This is a genomic window from Saccharothrix hoggarensis, from assembly GCF_052936025.1.
In genome coordinates, this window is the sequence record NZ_CP193624.1 from 6,641,678 (window position 1) to 6,658,968 (window position 17,291).

General features: G+C 71.1%; 13 protein-coding genes and 1 riboswitch. Of the genes, 8 read left to right on the forward strand and 5 right to left on the reverse strand.

Annotated elements, in window-relative coordinates; genetic code table 11:
- Nucleotides 1–109: 109 nt before the first annotated feature.
- On the reverse strand, nt 110–1,480 hold the full coding sequence (locus ACRAKH_RS30060) for an L-serine ammonia-lyase (RefSeq protein ID WP_380724302.1): 1,371 nt from the start codon (nt 1,478–1,480) through the stop codon (nt 110–112).
- Nucleotides 1,481–1,484: 4 nt separating this feature from the next.
- The gene (gene gcvH, locus ACRAKH_RS30065) at nt 1,485–1,865 is read right to left on the reverse strand and encodes a glycine cleavage system protein GcvH (protein ID WP_380724303.1); all 381 of its coding nucleotides are present in this window, start codon (nt 1,863–1,865) and stop codon (nt 1,485–1,487) included.
- A 143-nt stretch (nt 1,866–2,008) separates the two neighbouring features.
- Nucleotides 2,009–2,103, reverse strand: a riboswitch (glycine riboswitch).
- Nucleotides 2,104–2,299: 196 nt separating this feature from the next.
- Between gcvH and ald the strand changes: the two genes are divergently transcribed.
- The 6 genes from ald to ACRAKH_RS30095 all read left to right on the forward strand — a co-directional run bounded on the left by ald (nt 2,300) and on the right by ACRAKH_RS30095 (nt 10,461).
- Nucleotides 2,300–3,406 carry an alanine dehydrogenase gene (gene ald, locus ACRAKH_RS30070; protein ID WP_380724304.1) on the forward strand — a complete coding sequence of 369 codons (1,107 nt, stop codon included), beginning with the start codon at nt 2,300–2,302 and terminating at the stop codon, nt 3,404–3,406.
- Between the two features lie 359 nt (nt 3,407–3,765).
- Complete coding sequence (locus ACRAKH_RS30075; RefSeq protein ID WP_033439777.1) at nt 3,766–3,948, forward strand: hypothetical protein; 183 nt, start codon at nt 3,766–3,768, stop codon at nt 3,946–3,948.
- A 5-nt stretch (nt 3,949–3,953) separates the two neighbouring features.
- Nucleotides 3,954–4,328: a hypothetical protein gene (locus ACRAKH_RS30080; RefSeq protein ID WP_380724306.1), complete on the forward strand. Its 375-nt coding sequence runs from the start codon at nt 3,954–3,956 to the stop codon at nt 4,326–4,328.
- A gap of 48 nt (nt 4,329–4,376) precedes the next feature.
- Nucleotides 4,377–5,732, forward strand: coding sequence for an ABC transporter ATP-binding protein (locus ACRAKH_RS30085; RefSeq protein ID WP_380724307.1), 1,356 nt, complete (start codon nt 4,377–4,379; stop codon nt 5,730–5,732).
- Nucleotides 5,732–6,607 (forward strand): hypothetical protein, encoded by an 876-nt coding sequence (locus ACRAKH_RS30090; RefSeq protein ID WP_380724308.1) that lies wholly within the window; start codon nt 5,732–5,734, stop codon nt 6,605–6,607. The genes ACRAKH_RS30085 and ACRAKH_RS30090 overlap by 1 nt, the downstream gene beginning before the upstream one ends.
- Before the next feature lie 113 nt (nt 6,608–6,720).
- Nucleotides 6,721–10,461 carry an ABC transporter ATP-binding protein gene (locus ACRAKH_RS30095; protein ID WP_447009436.1) on the forward strand — a complete coding sequence of 1,247 codons (3,741 nt, stop codon included), beginning with the start codon at nt 6,721–6,723 and terminating at the stop codon, nt 10,459–10,461.
- Between the two features lie 517 nt (nt 10,462–10,978).
- On the opposite strand, the gene ACRAKH_RS30100 is transcribed toward ACRAKH_RS30095, so the two are convergent.
- Together ACRAKH_RS30100 and ACRAKH_RS30105 are read right to left on the reverse strand one after the other, a co-directional pair.
- On the reverse strand, nt 10,979–11,464 hold the full coding sequence (locus tag ACRAKH_RS30100; RefSeq protein ID WP_380723842.1) for an SRPBCC family protein: 486 nt from the start codon (nt 11,462–11,464) through the stop codon (nt 10,979–10,981).
- Nucleotides 11,461–11,826: an ArsR/SmtB family transcription factor gene (locus ACRAKH_RS30105; RefSeq protein ID WP_380723843.1), complete on the reverse strand. Its 366-nt coding sequence runs from the start codon at nt 11,824–11,826 to the stop codon at nt 11,461–11,463. The genes ACRAKH_RS30100 and ACRAKH_RS30105 overlap by 4 nt, the downstream gene beginning before the upstream one ends.
- A gap of 359 nt (nt 11,827–12,185) precedes the next feature.
- Here ACRAKH_RS30105 and ACRAKH_RS30110 point away from each other — a divergent pair, with 359 nt between their 5' ends.
- A complete protein-coding gene (locus ACRAKH_RS30110; RefSeq protein WP_380723844.1) occupies nt 12,186–15,863 on the forward strand; it encodes a multifunctional oxoglutarate decarboxylase/oxoglutarate dehydrogenase thiamine pyrophosphate-binding subunit/dihydrolipoyllysine-residue succinyltransferase subunit in 3,678 nt (1,225 codons plus the stop codon).
- Nucleotides 15,864–15,935: 72 nt separating this feature from the next.
- The gene (locus tag ACRAKH_RS30115; protein WP_380723845.1) at nt 15,936–16,115 is read left to right on the forward strand and encodes a DUF6104 family protein; all 180 of its coding nucleotides are present in this window, start codon (nt 15,936–15,938) and stop codon (nt 16,113–16,115) included.
- 45 nt (nt 16,116–16,160) lie between these two features.
- Here ACRAKH_RS30115 and ACRAKH_RS30120 read toward each other — a convergent pair whose 3' ends face one another.
- Nucleotides 16,161–17,153 (reverse strand): aldo/keto reductase, encoded by a 993-nt coding sequence (locus ACRAKH_RS30120; protein ID WP_380723846.1) that lies wholly within the window; start codon nt 17,151–17,153, stop codon nt 16,161–16,163.
- Nucleotides 17,154–17,291: the final 138 nt, after the last annotated feature.

Here is a 17,291-nt window from a genome sequence, read left to right on the forward strand (position 1 = left end):
TCGGCCGCCATCCGCGTTCACGCCCTCCGCAACGACCGACGGCCCCTCGGCCCGTGCGCGAACGCAAGGACCGAGAGGCCGTCCGCCGACCCGGCTCAGAGACCGGACGTCAGCACTCGATGACGTTCACGGCGAGGCCGCCGCGTGCCGTCTCCTTGTACTTGTCCTTCATGTCCTTGCCGGTCTCACGCATGGTCTTGATGACCTTGTCCAGCGACACGAAGTGCGAACCGTCGCCCCGCAACGCCATCCGGGCCGCCGTGATGGCCTTGATCGACGCCAGCGCGTTCCGCTCGATGCACGGGATCTGCACCAGCCCGCCGATCGGGTCGCACGTCAGCCCCAGGTTGTGCTCCATCGCGATCTCGGCCGCGTTCTCGACCTGCTCGGGTGTCCCGCCCATCACCTCGGCGAGCCCGCCGGCGGCCATGGAGCAGGCCGAGCCGACCTCGCCCTGGCAGCCGACCTCGGCGCCGGAGATCGACGCGTTCTCCTTGAACAGCACGCCGACCGCGCCCGCCGTCAGCAGGAACCGCACCACGCCGTCGTCGGACGCGCCGGGCACGAACCGGGTGTAGTAGTGCAGCACCGCGGGCACGATGCCGGCCGCGCCGTTGGTCGGGGCGGTCACCACGCGGCCGCCCGCGGCGTTCTCCTCGTTCACCGCGAGGGCGAAGAGGGTGACCCAGTCCATCACCCGCAACGGGTCGGTGGCGTAGTGCTCGGCGGTCATCCGCTGCCGCATCTCGGCCGCCCGCCGCCGCACCTTCAGCCCGCCCGGCAGCACGCCGGTCTCCGTGCAGCCGCGCTCGACGCACTCCTGCATGACGCTCCAGATGTGCAGCAGACCCGCCCGCACCTCGGCCTCGCCACGCCAGGACAGCTCGTTGGCGAACATCACCTCGCTGATCGACAGCCCGGTCTCGCGGGTCCGCGCCAGCAGCTCGTCACCGGTCCGGAACGGGTACACCACCGGCGTCTCGTCGGCCTTGATCCGGTCCGCGCCGGTGGCCGTCTCGTCCACCACGAACCCGCCGCCCACGGAGTAGTACACCGCCGAGTCGACCACGGCGCCGTCGGAACCCGAGTAGGCGACGAAGCTCATCCCGTTGGGGTGCAGCGGCAACGACTTCCGCCGGTGCATGACGAGGTCGTCGTCCTCCTTGAACGCGATGTCCCGCACGCCGCCGAGCGACAGCCGCCCGGTCGCCCGGACCTCCGCCACCCGGCGCTCGGCCTCGACGGGGTCGACGTCCTCCGGCCGGTGGCCCTCCAGCCCGAGCAGCACCGCCTTGGGGCTGCCGTGGCCGTGCCCGGTCGCGCCGAGCGAGCCGAACAGCTCCACCCGGACGCGGTCGACCGACGCCAGCACGGGCTTCAGCCGGTCGACGAACATGGTCGCCGCCCGCATCGGGCCGACGGTGTGCGAGCTGGACGGGCCGATCCCCACGGAGAACAGGTCGAAGACGCTGATCGCCATGACGTCAGGCCTCGGTCAGTTCCGCGTACTTCGCGGCCGTCAGCAGCCCGGTGGCGTCCACCACGGCCACCTTGAACAGCCAGCCCGCGCCGTACGGGTCGTTGTTGATCAACGACGGGTCGTCGACGACCGCCGGGTTGACCTCCACGACCTCGCCGCCGACCGGCGCGTACAGGTCGCTCACGGACTTGGTCGACTCCAGCTCGCCGCACACCTGGCCGGACGTGACGTGGGCGCCCACCTCGGGCAGCTCCACGAACACGATGTCACCCAACGAGTCCGCCGCGTACGACGTGATGCCGATGGCCACGGGGTCCTGGGTACCCGGCGCCCAGTCGACCCACTCGTGCTCGGGCGTGTACAGCAGGTTCTCCGGAAAAATCACGACAGCGCTCCCTAAGTGAGGTCCAGATCCCCTCTCTGTCCTGGGACCTGAGAGCTTCGCCGGTCCGCCACGACGGTCGCACCGTCGGTCGGTCCCGGCTTGCACCGTGGGTGCGCGCCGCGAGGCACGCTTTCCAGAGTCGCCTCACCCGAGCGGTTCTCGCTGCCTGAGAGTGTGCGGGGTACTTGCTCCTTCGGCGCCCCGGCACGATCACCGAGGTCTCTCCCGCGCGGGTTCCGGCGCTGACCAACGCGCCGCGGCCGATGTTCAGTTGGTTGGCCCGCACGCTAGGTGCCCACGCGGACGGGTGTCAACGCGCCACCGGGCTTGTTCCGCCGGCACAACGCGACCCCTGGCCGTTCGTGCCGGCCGCACGATGACACCGAAACCCCGGTACCGGACCTTTGGCGTAACAACGGCCGAAGGAGCCCACCGTGCGGATCGCAGTTCCCCGCGAGATCAAGAACCACGAGTACCGCGTCGCGCTGACCCCGGCGGGCGCCCACGAGCTGTCGCAGCGCGGTCACGACGTGGTCGTCGAGACGGGCGCGGGGCTCGGTTCGGCCATCACCGACGAGGAGTACCTGGCCGCCGGCGCGAAGGTCCTGCCCACCGCGGACGACGTGTGGGCCGAGGGCGACCTGGTGCTCAAGGTCAAGGAGCCCATCGCCGAGGAGTACCCGCGGCTGCGCAAGGGCCAGGTCCTGTTCACCTACCTCCACCTCGCCGCCGACCAGCCGCTGACGCAGGCGCTGCTGGACTCCGGCACCACCGCGATCGCCTACGAGACCGTGCAGACCCCGAACGGCGCCCTGCCGCTGCTGGCGCCCATGTCGGAGGTCGCCGGCCGCCTCGCGCCGCAGGTGGGCGCGTTCTCCCTGATGAAGCCCTCCGGCGGGCGCGGCGTGCTGCCCGGCGGCGTTCCGGGCGTGCACCCGGCGCGGGTGGTCGTCATCGGCGGTGGCGTGGCGGGCCTGAACGCGGCCGCGATCGCCGTCGGCATGGGCGCCGACGTGCAGATCCTCGACACCAACGTGGACCGGCTGCGCCACATCGACGCGCTGTACCAGGGCCGCCTGCGCACGGTGACGTCCAACCGCTACTCGGTCGAGCAGGCCGTCCGCGAGGCCGACCTGGTGATCGGCGCGGTGCTCGTGCCGGGCGCGAAGGCGCCGAAGCTGGTCGGCAACGAGCTCGTGGCCGACATGAAGCCGGGCTCGGTGCTCGTGGACATCGCCATCGACCAGGGCGGCTGCTTCGCCGACTCGCGGGCGACCACGCACGCCGACCCGACGTACCAGGTGCACGAGTCGGTCTTCTACTGCGTCGCGAACATGCCCGGCGCGGTGCCGCGCACCTCCACCTACGCGCTGACCAACGTGACCCTGCCGTACGCCGTGGCGCTGGCGGACAAGGGCTGGGAGGCGGCGCTGCGCGCGGACGCGTCCCTGGCGCTCGGCCTGAACGCGCACGACGGCCTGCTGACGAACCTGCCGGTCGCCGAGGCCCACGGCCTGACCCACACGCCGATCGACTTCTGAGACCCGGGAACCCGGACGACCGGGCCGTCACGCGGAAGGGCCCCGCTCACAGCACGTGAGCGGGGCCCTTCGACGTTAAGACGGCCCGCTCAACCAGCCTGGGGGTCACTGGGAGCGGGCCGCAACGCCAATCCTAGCCGGGAACGCTCCGCGGTGCCCAGCGGGGCCCACCGATCCGATCCGATTCGTTCACCCGCCCACCGTCAGTGCGCAACCTCGGGCAAACGAGTGAATTCCGTACGTAACGGGTAAGTCACGACGGCTCGGCGGCCGATGCAGAGGACGGGAACCCCGCAGCTACGCAGCGGGGTCGTCCGCTCGCGCGGCGTTCTGCCGCGCCACCTCCGATCGGAGTGCAGATGGCTGAACCTCAGGGTTGGATCGACTGCCACGACCCGTTCGGGCGGGACCGGTCGATGACCGTTCTCGTCGAGAACGACCGAGTTCTGCTGGTCGCGCCGCCGGGCGAATCGGCTGTGATGTCGGTCACACAGACGCGCAGGTTGCGCCGTCTGCTCGATCAAGCCGCCGACAGGATGTGACCGACGTGGACGAGTCACTGCGGGCCGCCGTATTGCGCCGGCTCGCGCTCCTGGACGAGGTCGCGGAACGCGGCGAGGCGGACGCCCTCGTGCCGCTCGCCCGGTCCGAGATCCACCGCCTGGCCGACGGTTGGCGCCTGCTGCTGACGTTGCACCAGCCCGATCCGGACGGCCGCTGCGGCGCGTGCCCCGGCATCCTGCGGCACAAGAAGTGGCCGTGCCAGGTGTGGACGATGGCCCACCAGCACCTCATCGGGGAGGGCGTCCCGCACCGCGAGCGCCGTCACCCGCTGCGACCGCTGCGCCGCTCGCACGACGCCGAGGCCACGACCGAGATACCCGCGGTGAGGTCGAAACCCCGACATGCCCTACCCGAGTGATGCGCCTAGGGCAGGATGGCGCCCGGTAGGAGCATTCGGGAGGGACGCGTGCACGACGGCACTGGCCGCATCGTGGTGCAGAACTTGACCAAGCAGTTCGGTCCGGTCGCAGCGGTGCAGAATCTCAGCTTCACAGTGGAACCGGGTTCGGTGACCGGGTTCCTCGGCCCCAACGGGGCGGGCAAGACCACGACGCTGCGCATGCTGCTCGGCCTGGTGACCCCGACCGCGGGCATCGGACTGATCAACGGCAGGCCGTTCCACCAGCTCGGCAACCCGGGACGGGTCGTCGGCGCGGTGCTGGAGGCGCAGGGCTTCCACCCGAAGCGCACGGCGCGCAACCACCTCCGGGTGTACGCCGCCGCGATCGGCGTGCCGGACTCGCGCGCCGACCAGGTGCTCCAGCTCGTGGGCCTCGGCGCCGCGGGCGAGCGCAAGGCGGGCGGGTTCTCGCTGGGCATGAAGCAGCGGTTGGCGCTGGCCACCGCGCTGCTCGGCGACCCGCAGGTGCTCGTGCTGGACGAGCCGGCGAACGGCCTGGACCCGGAGGGCATCGCGTGGCTGCGGTCGTTCCTCCAGTCCTACGCGCGCAGCGGGCGGACCGTGCTGATCTCCAGCCACCTGCTGGCCGAGGTCGAGCAGACGGTCGACCAGGTGGTGATCATCAGCCGCGGCCAGACCATGTACTACGGGCCGCTGGACCACCTGCGCGACCAGCAGCAGGGTCGGGTGCTGGTGCAGCCGTCCGACACGGGCGGGCTCGTGGCGGCGCTGCGCGAGGACGGGATCAACGCCATCGAGCAGCTGCCGGACGGCCGGATCGCGGTCACCGGGGTCGAGGCCAAGCAGGTCGCCGACACCGCGTTGAAGGCGGGCGTGTCGATCTACGGCATCCAGGAGGAGAAGGCCGACCTCGAACGCCTCTTCTTCCAGCTCACCAACGGCCAGTTCGCGGCGCCCGGCCAGAACCAGTACGGGCCCCAGCCCGGCGGCTACCAGCAGCCCGGCTACCAGCAACAGGGTTACCAGCAGGCGGGTTACCAGCCGCAGGGCTACCAGCAGCCCGGCTACCAGCAGTCCGGCTACCAGCCGCCGGTGCAGCCGCAGCCCGGCCACCAGTCCGGCTACCACCAGCCGGTGCAGGCCCAGCCCGGCTACCAGCCCGTGCCGCAGCAGCCGTACGACCAGCAGGGCTACCAGCCGCAGCCGGGTCAGCAGCCCGGTCAGCCTGGCCAGTCCGGTCAGCCTGGCCAGCCGCCGCAGACCCCGCCGCAGGGCTACGAGCAGCAGTACCAACAGCCCCCGCAGGGCTACCAGCCACCACCACCGGGACACCAGCAGCCGCCGCAGGACAACCCGTACGGTCAGCAACAGGGTCAGGGCGGCCTGGGGGGCGGTGCGTGATGCTGGGCAACCTGATCAAGTCGGAGTTCCGCAAGTCCACCACCACGGGCCTGTGGTGGGGCCTCATGATCCCCACGGTGCTCATCGCGCTCGGCTGGGCGCTGGGCACCGGCGCCATCGGCAAGGGCATCATGGACGTCGTCAACAGCGAGGACGCCGAAGAGCTGACCCGACTGCTGGGCGTCGACCCGTCGCAGTGGCAGGTGTCGCTGTTCGGGATGGCGCGCAGCATCAACGTCGCGACCATCTTCCCGATGATCTTCGGCGGGTTGGCGATCTCGAACGAGATCAACCGCAAGACCATCACGACCACGTTCCTCACCGCGCCCAACCGGGTCGCCGCGATGACGTCCAAGATGATCGTCTACATCGTCTGGGGCGCCATCTACGGCGTCGCGATCGTGGCGTCGGTGAGCATCGGCATCGTGATCACGTCGGACTCGGGCGCCCTCCCGGACGCCGGCGGGTGGCTGGCGCTGGCCGGTGTCGGCATCCTGTCGTCGATCCTGATGACGATGTTCGGCGTGGGCGTGGGCGCGCTGATGACGAGCGTCGTGGGCACCACCGTCGTGCTGCTGCTGTACATGCTGATCGTGGAGAACGGCATCCAGCTCGTGCTGGCGTCGCAGAACCTCCCGGAGATCATCGGCTTCCTGCCGAACGGCGCGGTGAACGGCCTGACCGGTTCGGTGGCGTCGTCGCTGTTCCTGTCCAACGCCGGTGTCGTGCCGCCGGAGCTGGAGGAGCTGCTGCGGGCCGTCGCGGGCGCGCTGGGCGCGTTCGACTGGTGGCTGAGCGGCCTGATCTTCCTGGTGTGGACGGCGTTGTTCTTCCTGGGCGGCTGGGCGGCCACCCAGCGCAAGGACATCACCTGATCCAGTGATCTTGAACGTCTGAGCGCCTGGCAGAGGCCGTCCCGAAGGTTCGGGGCGGCCTTTGTCACATCGTGGGGGCCGAATCTGTCGGTGGGCCGACCTATGTTGGATTCGTGACCAAGACCGAGGGCTGGATCCGCAGACTCGCCACCGCGTGCTGGCAGCACCGCGCGCTCGTGGTGTGGTCGGTGCTGGCCGCCGTCGTCGGCGTCGGCCTGCAGGCGGTCGGGCCGCTGCTGATCAAGGTCGCCGTCGACGACGCGATGGCCGGCCGCACGGACCGGCTCACGTGGCTGGCGATCGTCCTGGTCGGCTTGGAGCTGCTGACGTTCGGCACCGCGTTCGTGCGCCGCTACCTGGGCGGCCGGCTCGCCGTCGACGTGCAGCACGACCTGCGGCAGGCGGTGTTCGGCGCGGTGCAGCGGCTCGACGGGCCCAAGCAGGACGCGTTGCGCACCGGCCAGGTCGTGTCCCGCTCGATCACCGACCTGCAGCTGGTCAACAGCCTGCTGTCGATGACGCCGCTGGCGCTCGGCACGGTCATGTTCACGCTGGCCTCCCTGGCTGCCATGTTCTGGCTCTCGCCGCTGCTCACGGTGATCGCGCTGGTGATCGTGCCCGCGGTCGGGGTGGTCGCGGCGCGCAGCAGGCTGACGTTGTTCCCGGCCACGTGGTCGGCGCAGCAGCGGGCGGCGGACGTGGCGCAGCACGTGGAGGAGACCGTCACCGGCGTGCGCGTGGTGAAGGGCTTCGGCCAGGAGGAGCGCGAGGTCGCCCGGCTGGAGTCGCGGGCGCGGGTCCTGTTCGCCGAGCGGATGCGGGCGGCCCGGCTGACGGCGCGCCCGGCGGCGACGTTGACGACCCTGCCGTACCTGGGCCAGGTGGCGGTGCTGGCGCTGGGCGGCTGGCTCGCGCTGCGCGGCGAGGTCACGCTGGGCACGTTCCTGGCGTTCTCGACGTACGTGGCGACGCTCGTCGGCCCGACCCGGCTGCTGTCGAGCCTGATGGTGACGGCGCAGCTGGCCCGTGCGGGCGTGGAGCGGGTGTACGAGCTGATCGACTCGCAGCCGGACGTGGTGGACGGCGACCGGGACGTGCCGCCGGGGCCGGTGGCGGTGGAGCTGCGTGACGTCACGTTCGGGTACACGCGCAGCGAGCCGGTGCTGTCCGGGGTGTCGCTGCGGGTCGAGCCGGGCGAGACGCTGGCCGTCGTCGGCACGGCGGGTTCGGGCAAGTCGACGGTGTCGCTGCTGCTGCCGCGCTTCTACGACGTGCACGAGGGCTCGGTGTCGGTCGGCGGGGTGGACGTGCGGGAGCTGCGGCTGTCGTCGTTGCGGCGGACCGTGGGGACGGTGTTCGAGGAGGCGTTCCTGTTCTCGGACACCGTGCGCGCGAACATCGCCTACGGCCTGCCGGACGCCTCCGACGAGCAGGTGGAGGCGGCGGCGCGGGCGGCCGAGGCGCACGGGTTCATCCAGGCGCTGCCGAACGGCTACGACACGGTGGTGGGCGAGCGCGGGCTGACGCTGTCCGGCGGCCAGCGGCAACGGGTCGCGCTCGCGCGTGCCCTGCTGTCGGACCCGCGGGTGCTCGTGCTGGACGACGCGACGTCCGCCGTGGACACCGCGACCGAGGCGGCGATCCACCGCACGCTGGCGGCTGTGACGGCCGAGCGCACCACGGTGCTGATCGCGCACCGGCGGTCGTCGTTGACGTTGGCCGACCGGATCGCGGTGCTCGACGCGGGCCGCGTGGTCGACGTGGGCACGCACGCCGAGCTGCACGAGCGCTGCCGGCTGTACCGGGAGCTGCTGGCCGGGCCGGGCGAGGCGATCGAGCAGGTCGACCCGCGTGCGGACGCCCGGCTCGAACCGGGGCCGGACGGCACCACGCCCGACCTGTGGCCGGCGTCCGAGCAGGACGACCTGGCCGTGCGCGCGGCGAACCGGGCCGTCGGCGCGACGACCGTGGCGCGGGGCGGGGGTGGCACGTCCGCGCTGCTCGGGGGCACCCCGCCGACGCCGGAGCTGATGGCCCGCGTCCACGCCCTGCCGCCCGCGCGCGAGGTGCCGGAGCTGCACGGCGAGGACCCGCGCGCGCCCGACCCGGGGTTCCGGTTGCGGACCCTGCTGCGCCCGGTGCGGTGGGCGATGCTCGGCGTGGCCGGGTTGCTGCTGGTCGACACGGCGCTGGCGGTCGCCGCGCCGAGCCTGGTGCGGCTCGGCATCGACCGGGGCGTGGTGGACGGCGAGGTCGGCTGGCTGTGGGTGGCGGTCGCGATCAGCTTCACGCTGGTGGCGCTGGGGTGGGTGTCGTCGGCGGTGGGCCAGGTGGTCACGTCGCGGGTCGGCGAGCGGCTGCTGTACCTGCTGCGGGTGCGCAGCTACGCGCACCTGCAACGGCTCGGGCTCGACTACTACGAGCGCGAGATGGCCGGCCGGATCATGACCCGGATGACGACGGATGTGGACGCCCTGTCCAGTTTTCTGCAGACGGGGCTGACGACGTTCGCGATCAGCGTGCTCACCGTGGTCGGCATCGCGGTGGCCCTGGTGGCGACCGATCCCGGGTTGGCGCTGGTGGCGTTGAGCGTCCTGCCGGTGCTGCTGATCGCGACGGTGATCTTCCAGCGGCTGTCGTCGGCCGCGTACGCGGAGGCGCGGGAGCGCGTCAGCGCCGTCAACGCCGACCTGCAGGAGAACGTGTCCGGGCTGCGCGTCTCGCAGGCGTACACCCGTGAGGCGCGGTCGGCCGAGGCGTTCGCGGAGCGCAGCAACGCGTACCGCCGGTCCCGCATCCGGGCGCAGCGGTACATCGCCACGTACTTCCCGTTCCTGTCCCTGCTGTCGGGCGTGGCGCAGGCGGGCATCCTCGTCGTGGGCGCGTACCGGGTGGCCGACGGCACGCTGTCCCCCGGCGTGCTGCTGGCGTTCGTGCTGTACCTGGGCCTGTTCTTCTCACCGCTGTACCAGCTGTCCGGCGTGTTCGACGGCTACCAGCAGGCGAGGGTCGGCCTGAGCCGCATCGGCGACCTGCTGCGGACGCCGAGCACCGTCCCGCCGGCCGCCGACCCGGTGCCCGTGACGACGTTGCGCGGGGAGGTGGAGCTGCGCGACGTGAGCTTCGCGTACCAGGGCACCACGCGGCCCGCCGTGGAGGGGATCTCGCTGCACGTCGCGCCGGGCGAGACCGTGGCGCTGGTAGGCGCGACCGGTGCGGGCAAGTCGACGCTGGTCAAGCTCGTGGCGCGGTTCTACGACGCGACCGGGGGCACGGTGCTGATCGACGGCGTGGACGTCCGGGAGTACGACCTGTCCGCGCTGCGCAGGCGGCTCGGCATCGTGCCGCAGGAGGCGCACCTGTTCGGCGGGGACGTCGCGGAGAACGTCGCGTACGGCAAGCCCGACGCGACGCGGGCCGAGGTGGAGGCGGCGGTCCGCGCCGTCGGCGCCCTGCCGGTCGTGGCCGCCCTGCCCGCCGCGTTCCACCAGCAGGTCGGTGAACGGGGCCAAGGCCTGTCCGCCGGCCAACGCCAACTGGTCGCGCTGGCCCGTGCCGAACTGGTCCAGCCCGCCCTGCTCCTGCTGGACGAGGCCACGGCGGCCTTGGACCCGGCCACCGAGTCCGCGGTGCTGGAGGCGAGCGACCACCTGGCCGGCGCGCGGACGACGTTCGTCGTGGCCCACCGCCTGGCGACGGCGGCGCGGGCGGACCGGATCGTGGTGCTGTCCGAGGGCCGGATCGTGGAGCAGGGCACGCACGCCGAGCTGCTGGAGGCGAACGGCCACTACGCCCGGCTGTGGTCGCACGGCGCCGACCTGGGGGAAGAAACCGAACTCACCGCCACCCACTAACCGGCCCCACCAACCCGCGCAACCGGTCGAACCACCCACCACCCAGCCCGCCCCCGCCGCGGTCGATGCGCCACTGCTCGAGCACGCGGATGAGGCAAGCGCACCGGCCCTGCGCGAGCAGGAGCTTGGCCGGCGCACCGCAGACAGTCCAGCCGGAGCCTGCGAGTCGAGGTGCAGGCGATGCACGCAGTGGGCAGGCGGTCGGCCAGGCAGACGGTTCATGGACCGGCGGGGCGGGCGGCCTGGCGGGTGCAGGCGGCGGGCGGGCGTGGCGACCTGGCAGGCGGGTGCGCGCCGGGCCGCGGGCTGGTGGGTGCGGCGGCCAGGTGGATGCAGGCGGTGAGCCGGTGTAGCGGCCCAGCAGGCGGTGCGGGAGGGCCGGTGGCGGGCCGGCGGGTGCGGGTGGAGCCTGGGGCGTGGCAGGTCCGAAGGGCCGGCGTGGGTGGGCACGAGGCTGCCCCGCAGCCGGGTAGGCGTGCGGGGCGTGGGTGGGTGGGTGGGTGGGTGGAAGCTGAGGTCAGGCCTTGGCGAGCACGTCGTCCAGCCGCTCGTAGCCCTCGACGACCCCGGTCTCCATACCGCTGGCCAGCGCCATGTCCCTGGCCTCGACGCTCTCGAAGACGCTGACCACGTGCAGCCGGGTCCGCCCGCCGCCGAGGTCCTCGAACGTCAGCGTCTCCAGGCTCACCCCGTCCGGGAATCCCTCGAACGTGAACGTCTGCACGATCCGCGAGTTGGGCCGCACCTCGTGGAACGAGCCGTAGAACTTGTAGTCCTCGTCGCCGAGGCTGTGGGTGTAGCGGTAGGCGCCGCCCGTGGTGGCGTCCCAGCGGTCGATCCGCATCGTGATGGACCGCGGGCCGAGCCACTTCACCACCAGGTCGGGGTCGAGGTGGGCCCGGAAGACGGCCTCCACCGGCGCGGAGAACTCGCGGGTGATGTGGATGGCCGGCACGGCCGGGTCGGCGTCGATGCTGGTCTCGGGGTGCGTGGTCGTGGTCATGATGCTGCTCCTCCTGCTCGTTCGGGTGCTTGGTCCTGCTCTTCGGACGCCATCTCGGCGAGCACGGCGTCCAACCGCCGGTAGCGCTGCTCCGCCTCGCGCCGGTAGCGCTCGATCCACTTCGTCATCAGGTCGAACACCTCCGCTTCGAGGTGGACGGGCCGTCGCTGCGCGTCCTTGGCGCGGCTGACGAGCCCCGCCCCCTCCAGCACTTTGAGGTGCTTCGACACGGCCTGCACGGTCACGGAGTACGGCTCGGCCAACTCGTTCACGGTCGCGTCGCCGACCGCCAGCCGCGCCACCATGTCGCGCCTGATCGGGTCGGCCAGGGCCGAGAACACCCGCGACAACTGGTCGTCCACCGCCAACTCCTTACTCAACCGTTCGGTTGAAGACAACGATACGAAGGCCCGGCGGACATGTCAACCGGGAAGTTGAACACGCAGCTCAAAGCCCTGGGTTCACCCCGCTGAACGCCTCACAGCCCCTCCTCGCCGCCGGTGCGCGGAACGAAGCCAAGTCGACGCCATGCGAGACACGTGACGGGCTTAACCTCAAGTGATGCTCAAGCACCCATAACGGGACCGATGACCTGATCGATCCTGTGAGCGAACACTCGTTGCCCGCCCCCTCCTGTGTGTGAACTGCACCAGACGGGGGACTAGCCTGACCATGAGTGAGTCATTACCAAGAGCGAGATGGATAGAGGCGAGCGCCAGCCGTGTCCAGCAGCAGTCCTGCTTCACAGTTCGGCCCCAATGAGTGGCTGGTCGAGGAGATGTACGAGCAGTTCCTCGCCGACCCGTCGTCGGTAGACCCGGCCTGGCACGACTTCTTCGCCGACTACAAGTCGACGCAGCGGTCGGGCAACGGGGCCGCGACGACGGCCGCGGAGAACGGCACCACGACCGCCACCAAGCCCGCTCCGGCCGCACCCGCGCCCGCCGCCACACCGGCGCCCGCGCAGCAGCCCAAGAGCCCGGCGCCGGCCGCCCCGAAGCCCACCACCAAGCCCGCACCCGCCCAGGCCGCCAAGGCCGCGCCGGTGCAGCCGGCCCAGGGCGTGGAGCAGAAGCAGCTCCGCGGCGCCTCCGCCGCCATCGCGAAGAACATGGAGCTGTCGCTCACCGTTCCGACCGCGACGAGCGTGCGCGCCGTGCCCGCCAAGCTGCTGGCCGACAACCGCATCGTGATCAACAACCACCTCAAGCGGACCCGCGGCGGGAAGGTCTCCTTCACCCACCTGATCGGTTACGCGGTGATCCGGGCGCTGCAGGCGTACCCGAACATGAACCGCCACTACGCCGAGGTCGACGGCAAGCCGTTCGTGGTCACGCCCGAGCACGTCAACTTCGGCCTGGCGATCGACCTGCCCGGCAAGGACGGCTCGCGCACGCTCGTCGTGGCCTCGATCAAGGGCTGCGAGAACATGACGTTCACGCAGTTCTGGCAGGCGTACGAGGACCTGATCCGCAAGGCCAGGTCCGGCTCGCTGACCACCGAGGACTTCGCGGGCACCACCATCTCGCTGACCAACCCGGGCACGATCGGCACCAACCACTCGGTGCCGCGCCTCCAGGCGGGCCAGGGCGCGATCATCGGCGTCGGCGCCATGGAGTACCCGGCCCACTTCCAGGGCACCAGCGAGCAGGCCCTGACCGACATGGGCGTCAGCAAGATCATCACGCTCACCTCCACGTACGACCACCGCATCATCCAGGGCGCGGAGTCGGGCGAGTTCCTGAAGCGCGTGCACCAGCTGCTGCTCGGCGAGGACGGCTTCTACGACGACGTCTTCACGTCGCTGCGGCTGCCGTACGAGCCGATCCGCTGGGTCGCCGACATCCCCGAGGGCGCGGTCGACAAGACCGCCCGCGTCATCGAGCTGATCGACGCGTTCCGCACCCGCGGCCACCTGATGGCCGACACGGACCCGCTGAACTACCGCCAGCGCAGCCACCAGGACCTCGACGTCCTGTCGCACGGCCTGACCCTGTGGGACCTGGACCGGGAGTTCCCGGTCGGCGGGTTCGCGGGCCAGGAGCGGATGAAGCTGCGCGACATCCTCGGCGTCCTGCGCAACTCGTACTGCCGCACGGTCGGCGTCGAGTACATGCACATCCTCGACCCGGAGGAGCGCCTCTGGATCCAGGAGCGCGTCGAGGTGCCGCACGAGAAGCCGCCGGCCACCGTGCAGAAGTACATCCTGTCGAAGCTCAACGCCGCCGAGGCGTTCGAGACCTTCCTGCAGACGAAGTACGTCGGCCAGAAGCGGTTCTCGCTCGAAGGCGGCGAGACGGTCATCCCGCTGCTCGACGCGGTGCTGGACAAGGCCGCCGAGCACGAGATCGACGAGGTCGTCATCGGCATGCCGCACCGCGGCCGGCTGAACGTGCTGGCGAACATCGTCGGCAAGCCGATCTCGCAGATCTTCCGCGAGTTCGAGGGCAACCTCGACCCCGGCCAGGCGCACGGCTCGGGCGACGTCAAGTACCACCTGGGCGCCGAGGGCAAGTACTTCCGGATGTTCGGCGACGGCGAGACGAAGGTGTCGCTGACCGCGAACCCGTCGCACCTCGAAGCCGTCGACCCGGTGCTGGAGGGCATCGTCCGCGCCAAGCAGGACATGCTCGACAAGGGCGGCGAGGGCTTCACCGTCCTGCCGGTCGCGCTGCACGGCGACGCCGCGTTCGCGGGCCAGGGCGTGGTCGCCGAGACGCTGAACCTGGCGCTCGTGCGCGGCTACCGCACCGGCGGCACGGTGCACGTGGTCGTCAACAACCAGGTCGGCTTCACCACCGCGCCCGAGCACTCGCGCTCGTCGAAGTACTCGACCGACGTGGCGAAGATGATCGGCGCGCCGGTGTTCCACGTGAACGGCGACGACCCGGAGGCGTGCTACTGGGTCGCGAAGCTGGCGGTGGACTACCGGCAGGCGTTCAACAAGGACGTCGTGATCGACATGGTCTGCTACCGCCGACGCGGCCACAACGAGGGCGACGACCCCTCGATGACGCAGCCGGCGATGTACGACGTGATCGACACCAAGCGCTCGGTGCGCAAGACGTACACCGAGTCCCTGATCGGTCGCGGCGACATCTCCGTCGAAGAGGCCGAGAAGGCGTTGCAGGACTTCTCCTCGCAGCTGGAGCACGTGTTCAACGAGGTCCGGGAGCTGGAGAAGCACCCGATCAAGACCTCGCCGTCGATCGAGGAGGAGCAGCAGGTCCCGACCAAGCTGCCCACCGGCGTCGACCGCTCGGTGATCGAGAAGATCGCGGACGCGCACGTCAACCTGCCCGAGGGCTTCACCCCGCACCCGCGGGTCAAGCCGGTGCTGGAGCGGCGCGCCAAGATGGCCCGCGAGGGCGGCATCGACTGGGCGTTCGCGGAGCTGCTGGCGTTCGGCTCGCTGGTGCTGGAGGGCCGCACGGTCCGCCTCGCCGGCCAGGACTCGCGGCGCGGCACGTTCGTGCAGCGGCACGCGACCCTGGTGGACCGCAAGAAGTCCGACGAGTACACCCCGCTGCAGCACCTGGCCGAGAACCAGGGCAAGTTCATGGTGTACGACTCGGTGCTGTCCGAGTTCGCGGCGCTGGGCTTCGAGTACGGCTACTCGGTGGCCAACCCGGACGCGCTGGTGCTGTGGGAGGCGCAGTTCGGCGACTTCGTCAACGGCGCGCAGCCGATCATCGACGAGTTCATCTCGTCCGGTGAGGCGAAGTGGGGCCAGGTCTCCGACGTCGTGCTGCTGCTGCCGCACGGCCACGAGGGCCAGGGCCCGGACCACACGTCCGGCCGGATCGAGCGGTTCCTCCAGCTGTGCGCGGAGGGCTCGATGACGATCGCCGTGCCGTCGACGCCGGCGAACTACTTCCACCTGCTGCGCCGCCACGCGCTGGACGGCGTGAACCGGCCGCTGGTGGTGTTCACGCCCAAGTCGATGCTGCGCCTGAAGGCCGCGACCAGCCCGGTCGAGCACTTCGTGGAGGACCGCTTCCAGTCGGTCATCGACGACCACAGCGGCGTCGACCCGAACGCGGTCCGCAAGGTCCTGCTGTGCAGCGGCAAGATCTACTACGAGCTGGCCGCGGAGCAGGAGAAGCAGGCCGCCAAGGACGTCGCCGTGGTGCGGGTCGAGCAGCTCTACCCCGTGCCCGCGCGCAAGCTGACCGAGGCGCTGGACCGCTACCCCAACGCCACCGAGGTCCGCTGGGTCCAGGAGGAGCCGGCGAACCAGGGTGCGTGGCCGTTCTTCGGCCTGGCGCTGCCCGAGCTGCTGCCCACGAGGTTCGCCGTCAAGCGGGTCTCGCGCCGTCCGATGGCCGCGCCGTCGGCGGGCTCGTCCAAGGTGCACGAGGTGGAGCAGCGCGAGCTGATCGCCAAGGCGTTCGAGTAACACCCGTCGGGTTCCGCCGAGCCGTCGAGACCTCCGGGTTTCGGCGGCTCGGCTCGTTCGTGGAGGAAGACCGTGTACTTCACCGATCGTGGCATCGAGGAACTGGAGAGCCGTCGCGGGGAGGAGGAGGTGACGTTCGCGTGGCTGGCCGACAAGCTCCGGTCCTTCGTGGACGCGAACCCGGACTTCGAGACGGCGGTCGAGCGCCTGGCCACCTACCTGGCGCGTGACGACGAGGACTTCGAGGACTGAGCGTGGGGCCGGCGGGCCGTGGTTCACGACCCGCCGGCGCTCGCCCTACCAGGCGTACGCCTCCGGCGCGGGCTTGGCGCCGTTCGGGCCGGGGGCCGGGAACAGCTCGTCCAGCTTCGCCAGGACCTCGGCGTCCAGCACGATCTCGGTGGACCGGAGCGATCCGTCGAGCTGGTCGGCGGTGCGGGGGCCGATGATCGGCGCCGTCACGCCCTCCTGGTGCAGCAGCCACGCCAGGCCGACGTTCGCCGGGTCCTCGCCGAGGTCGGCGGACAGCTTCTCGTACGCCTCGACGGCGTCGCGGTGCTTCTCCAGCGCCTCCAGGCTGCGGCCGGCGTTGCCGCGCACCGCGCCGCCCTCGCGCTGCTTGCGCAGCACGCCGCCGAGCAGTCCGCCGCCCAGGGGCGACCACGGGATCACGCCGACGCCGTAGTGCCGCGCGGCCGGGAGGACTTCCAGCTCCACGAACCGGTTCACCAGGTTGTAGATCGACTGCTCGCTGACCAGGCCGAGGAAGTGACGGCTGCGCGCCGCCTCCTGCGCCTGCGCGATGTGCCACCCGGCGAAGTTGGACGAGCCGAAGTAGATGACCTTCCCCTGCTGCCGCAGCACCGAGAACGCCTCCCAGATCTCGTCCCACGGGGTGTCCCGGTCGACGTGGTGCATCTGGAACAGGTCGATGTAGTCGGTCTGCAACCGCCGCAGGGACGCGTCGGCGGCCCGTCGGATGTGCAGGGCGGACAGCCGCTTCTCGTTCGGCCAGTCCCCCATGTCGCCGTACAGCTTGGTGGCCAGCACTGTCTTCTCGCGCCGCTCGCCGCCCTGCGCGAACCACCGGCCGATGATGTTCTCGGTGATGCCCTCGCCGCGCTGCCACCCGTACACGTCGGCGGTGTCGAAGAAGTTGATGCCGTGCTCGTGGGCGCGGTCCATGATCGTGTGGCTGTCGGCCTCCGACGTCTCCGGCCCGAAGTTCATCGTGCCCAGGCAGAGGCGGGACACGGACAGGCCGGAACGGCCGAGCTGGGTGTATTCCATGCGACAAGCCTGCCTCAACTCGCCGCGCACCGCTCCTCCCCCGAGCGGCCGTCGTGGACGCGGCGCGGGTGGCCGTGGTGCGACGCGCGGCGGCCACGGTGCGGGTTCACGGCGGCCACGGTGCGGTGCGCGGCGGGC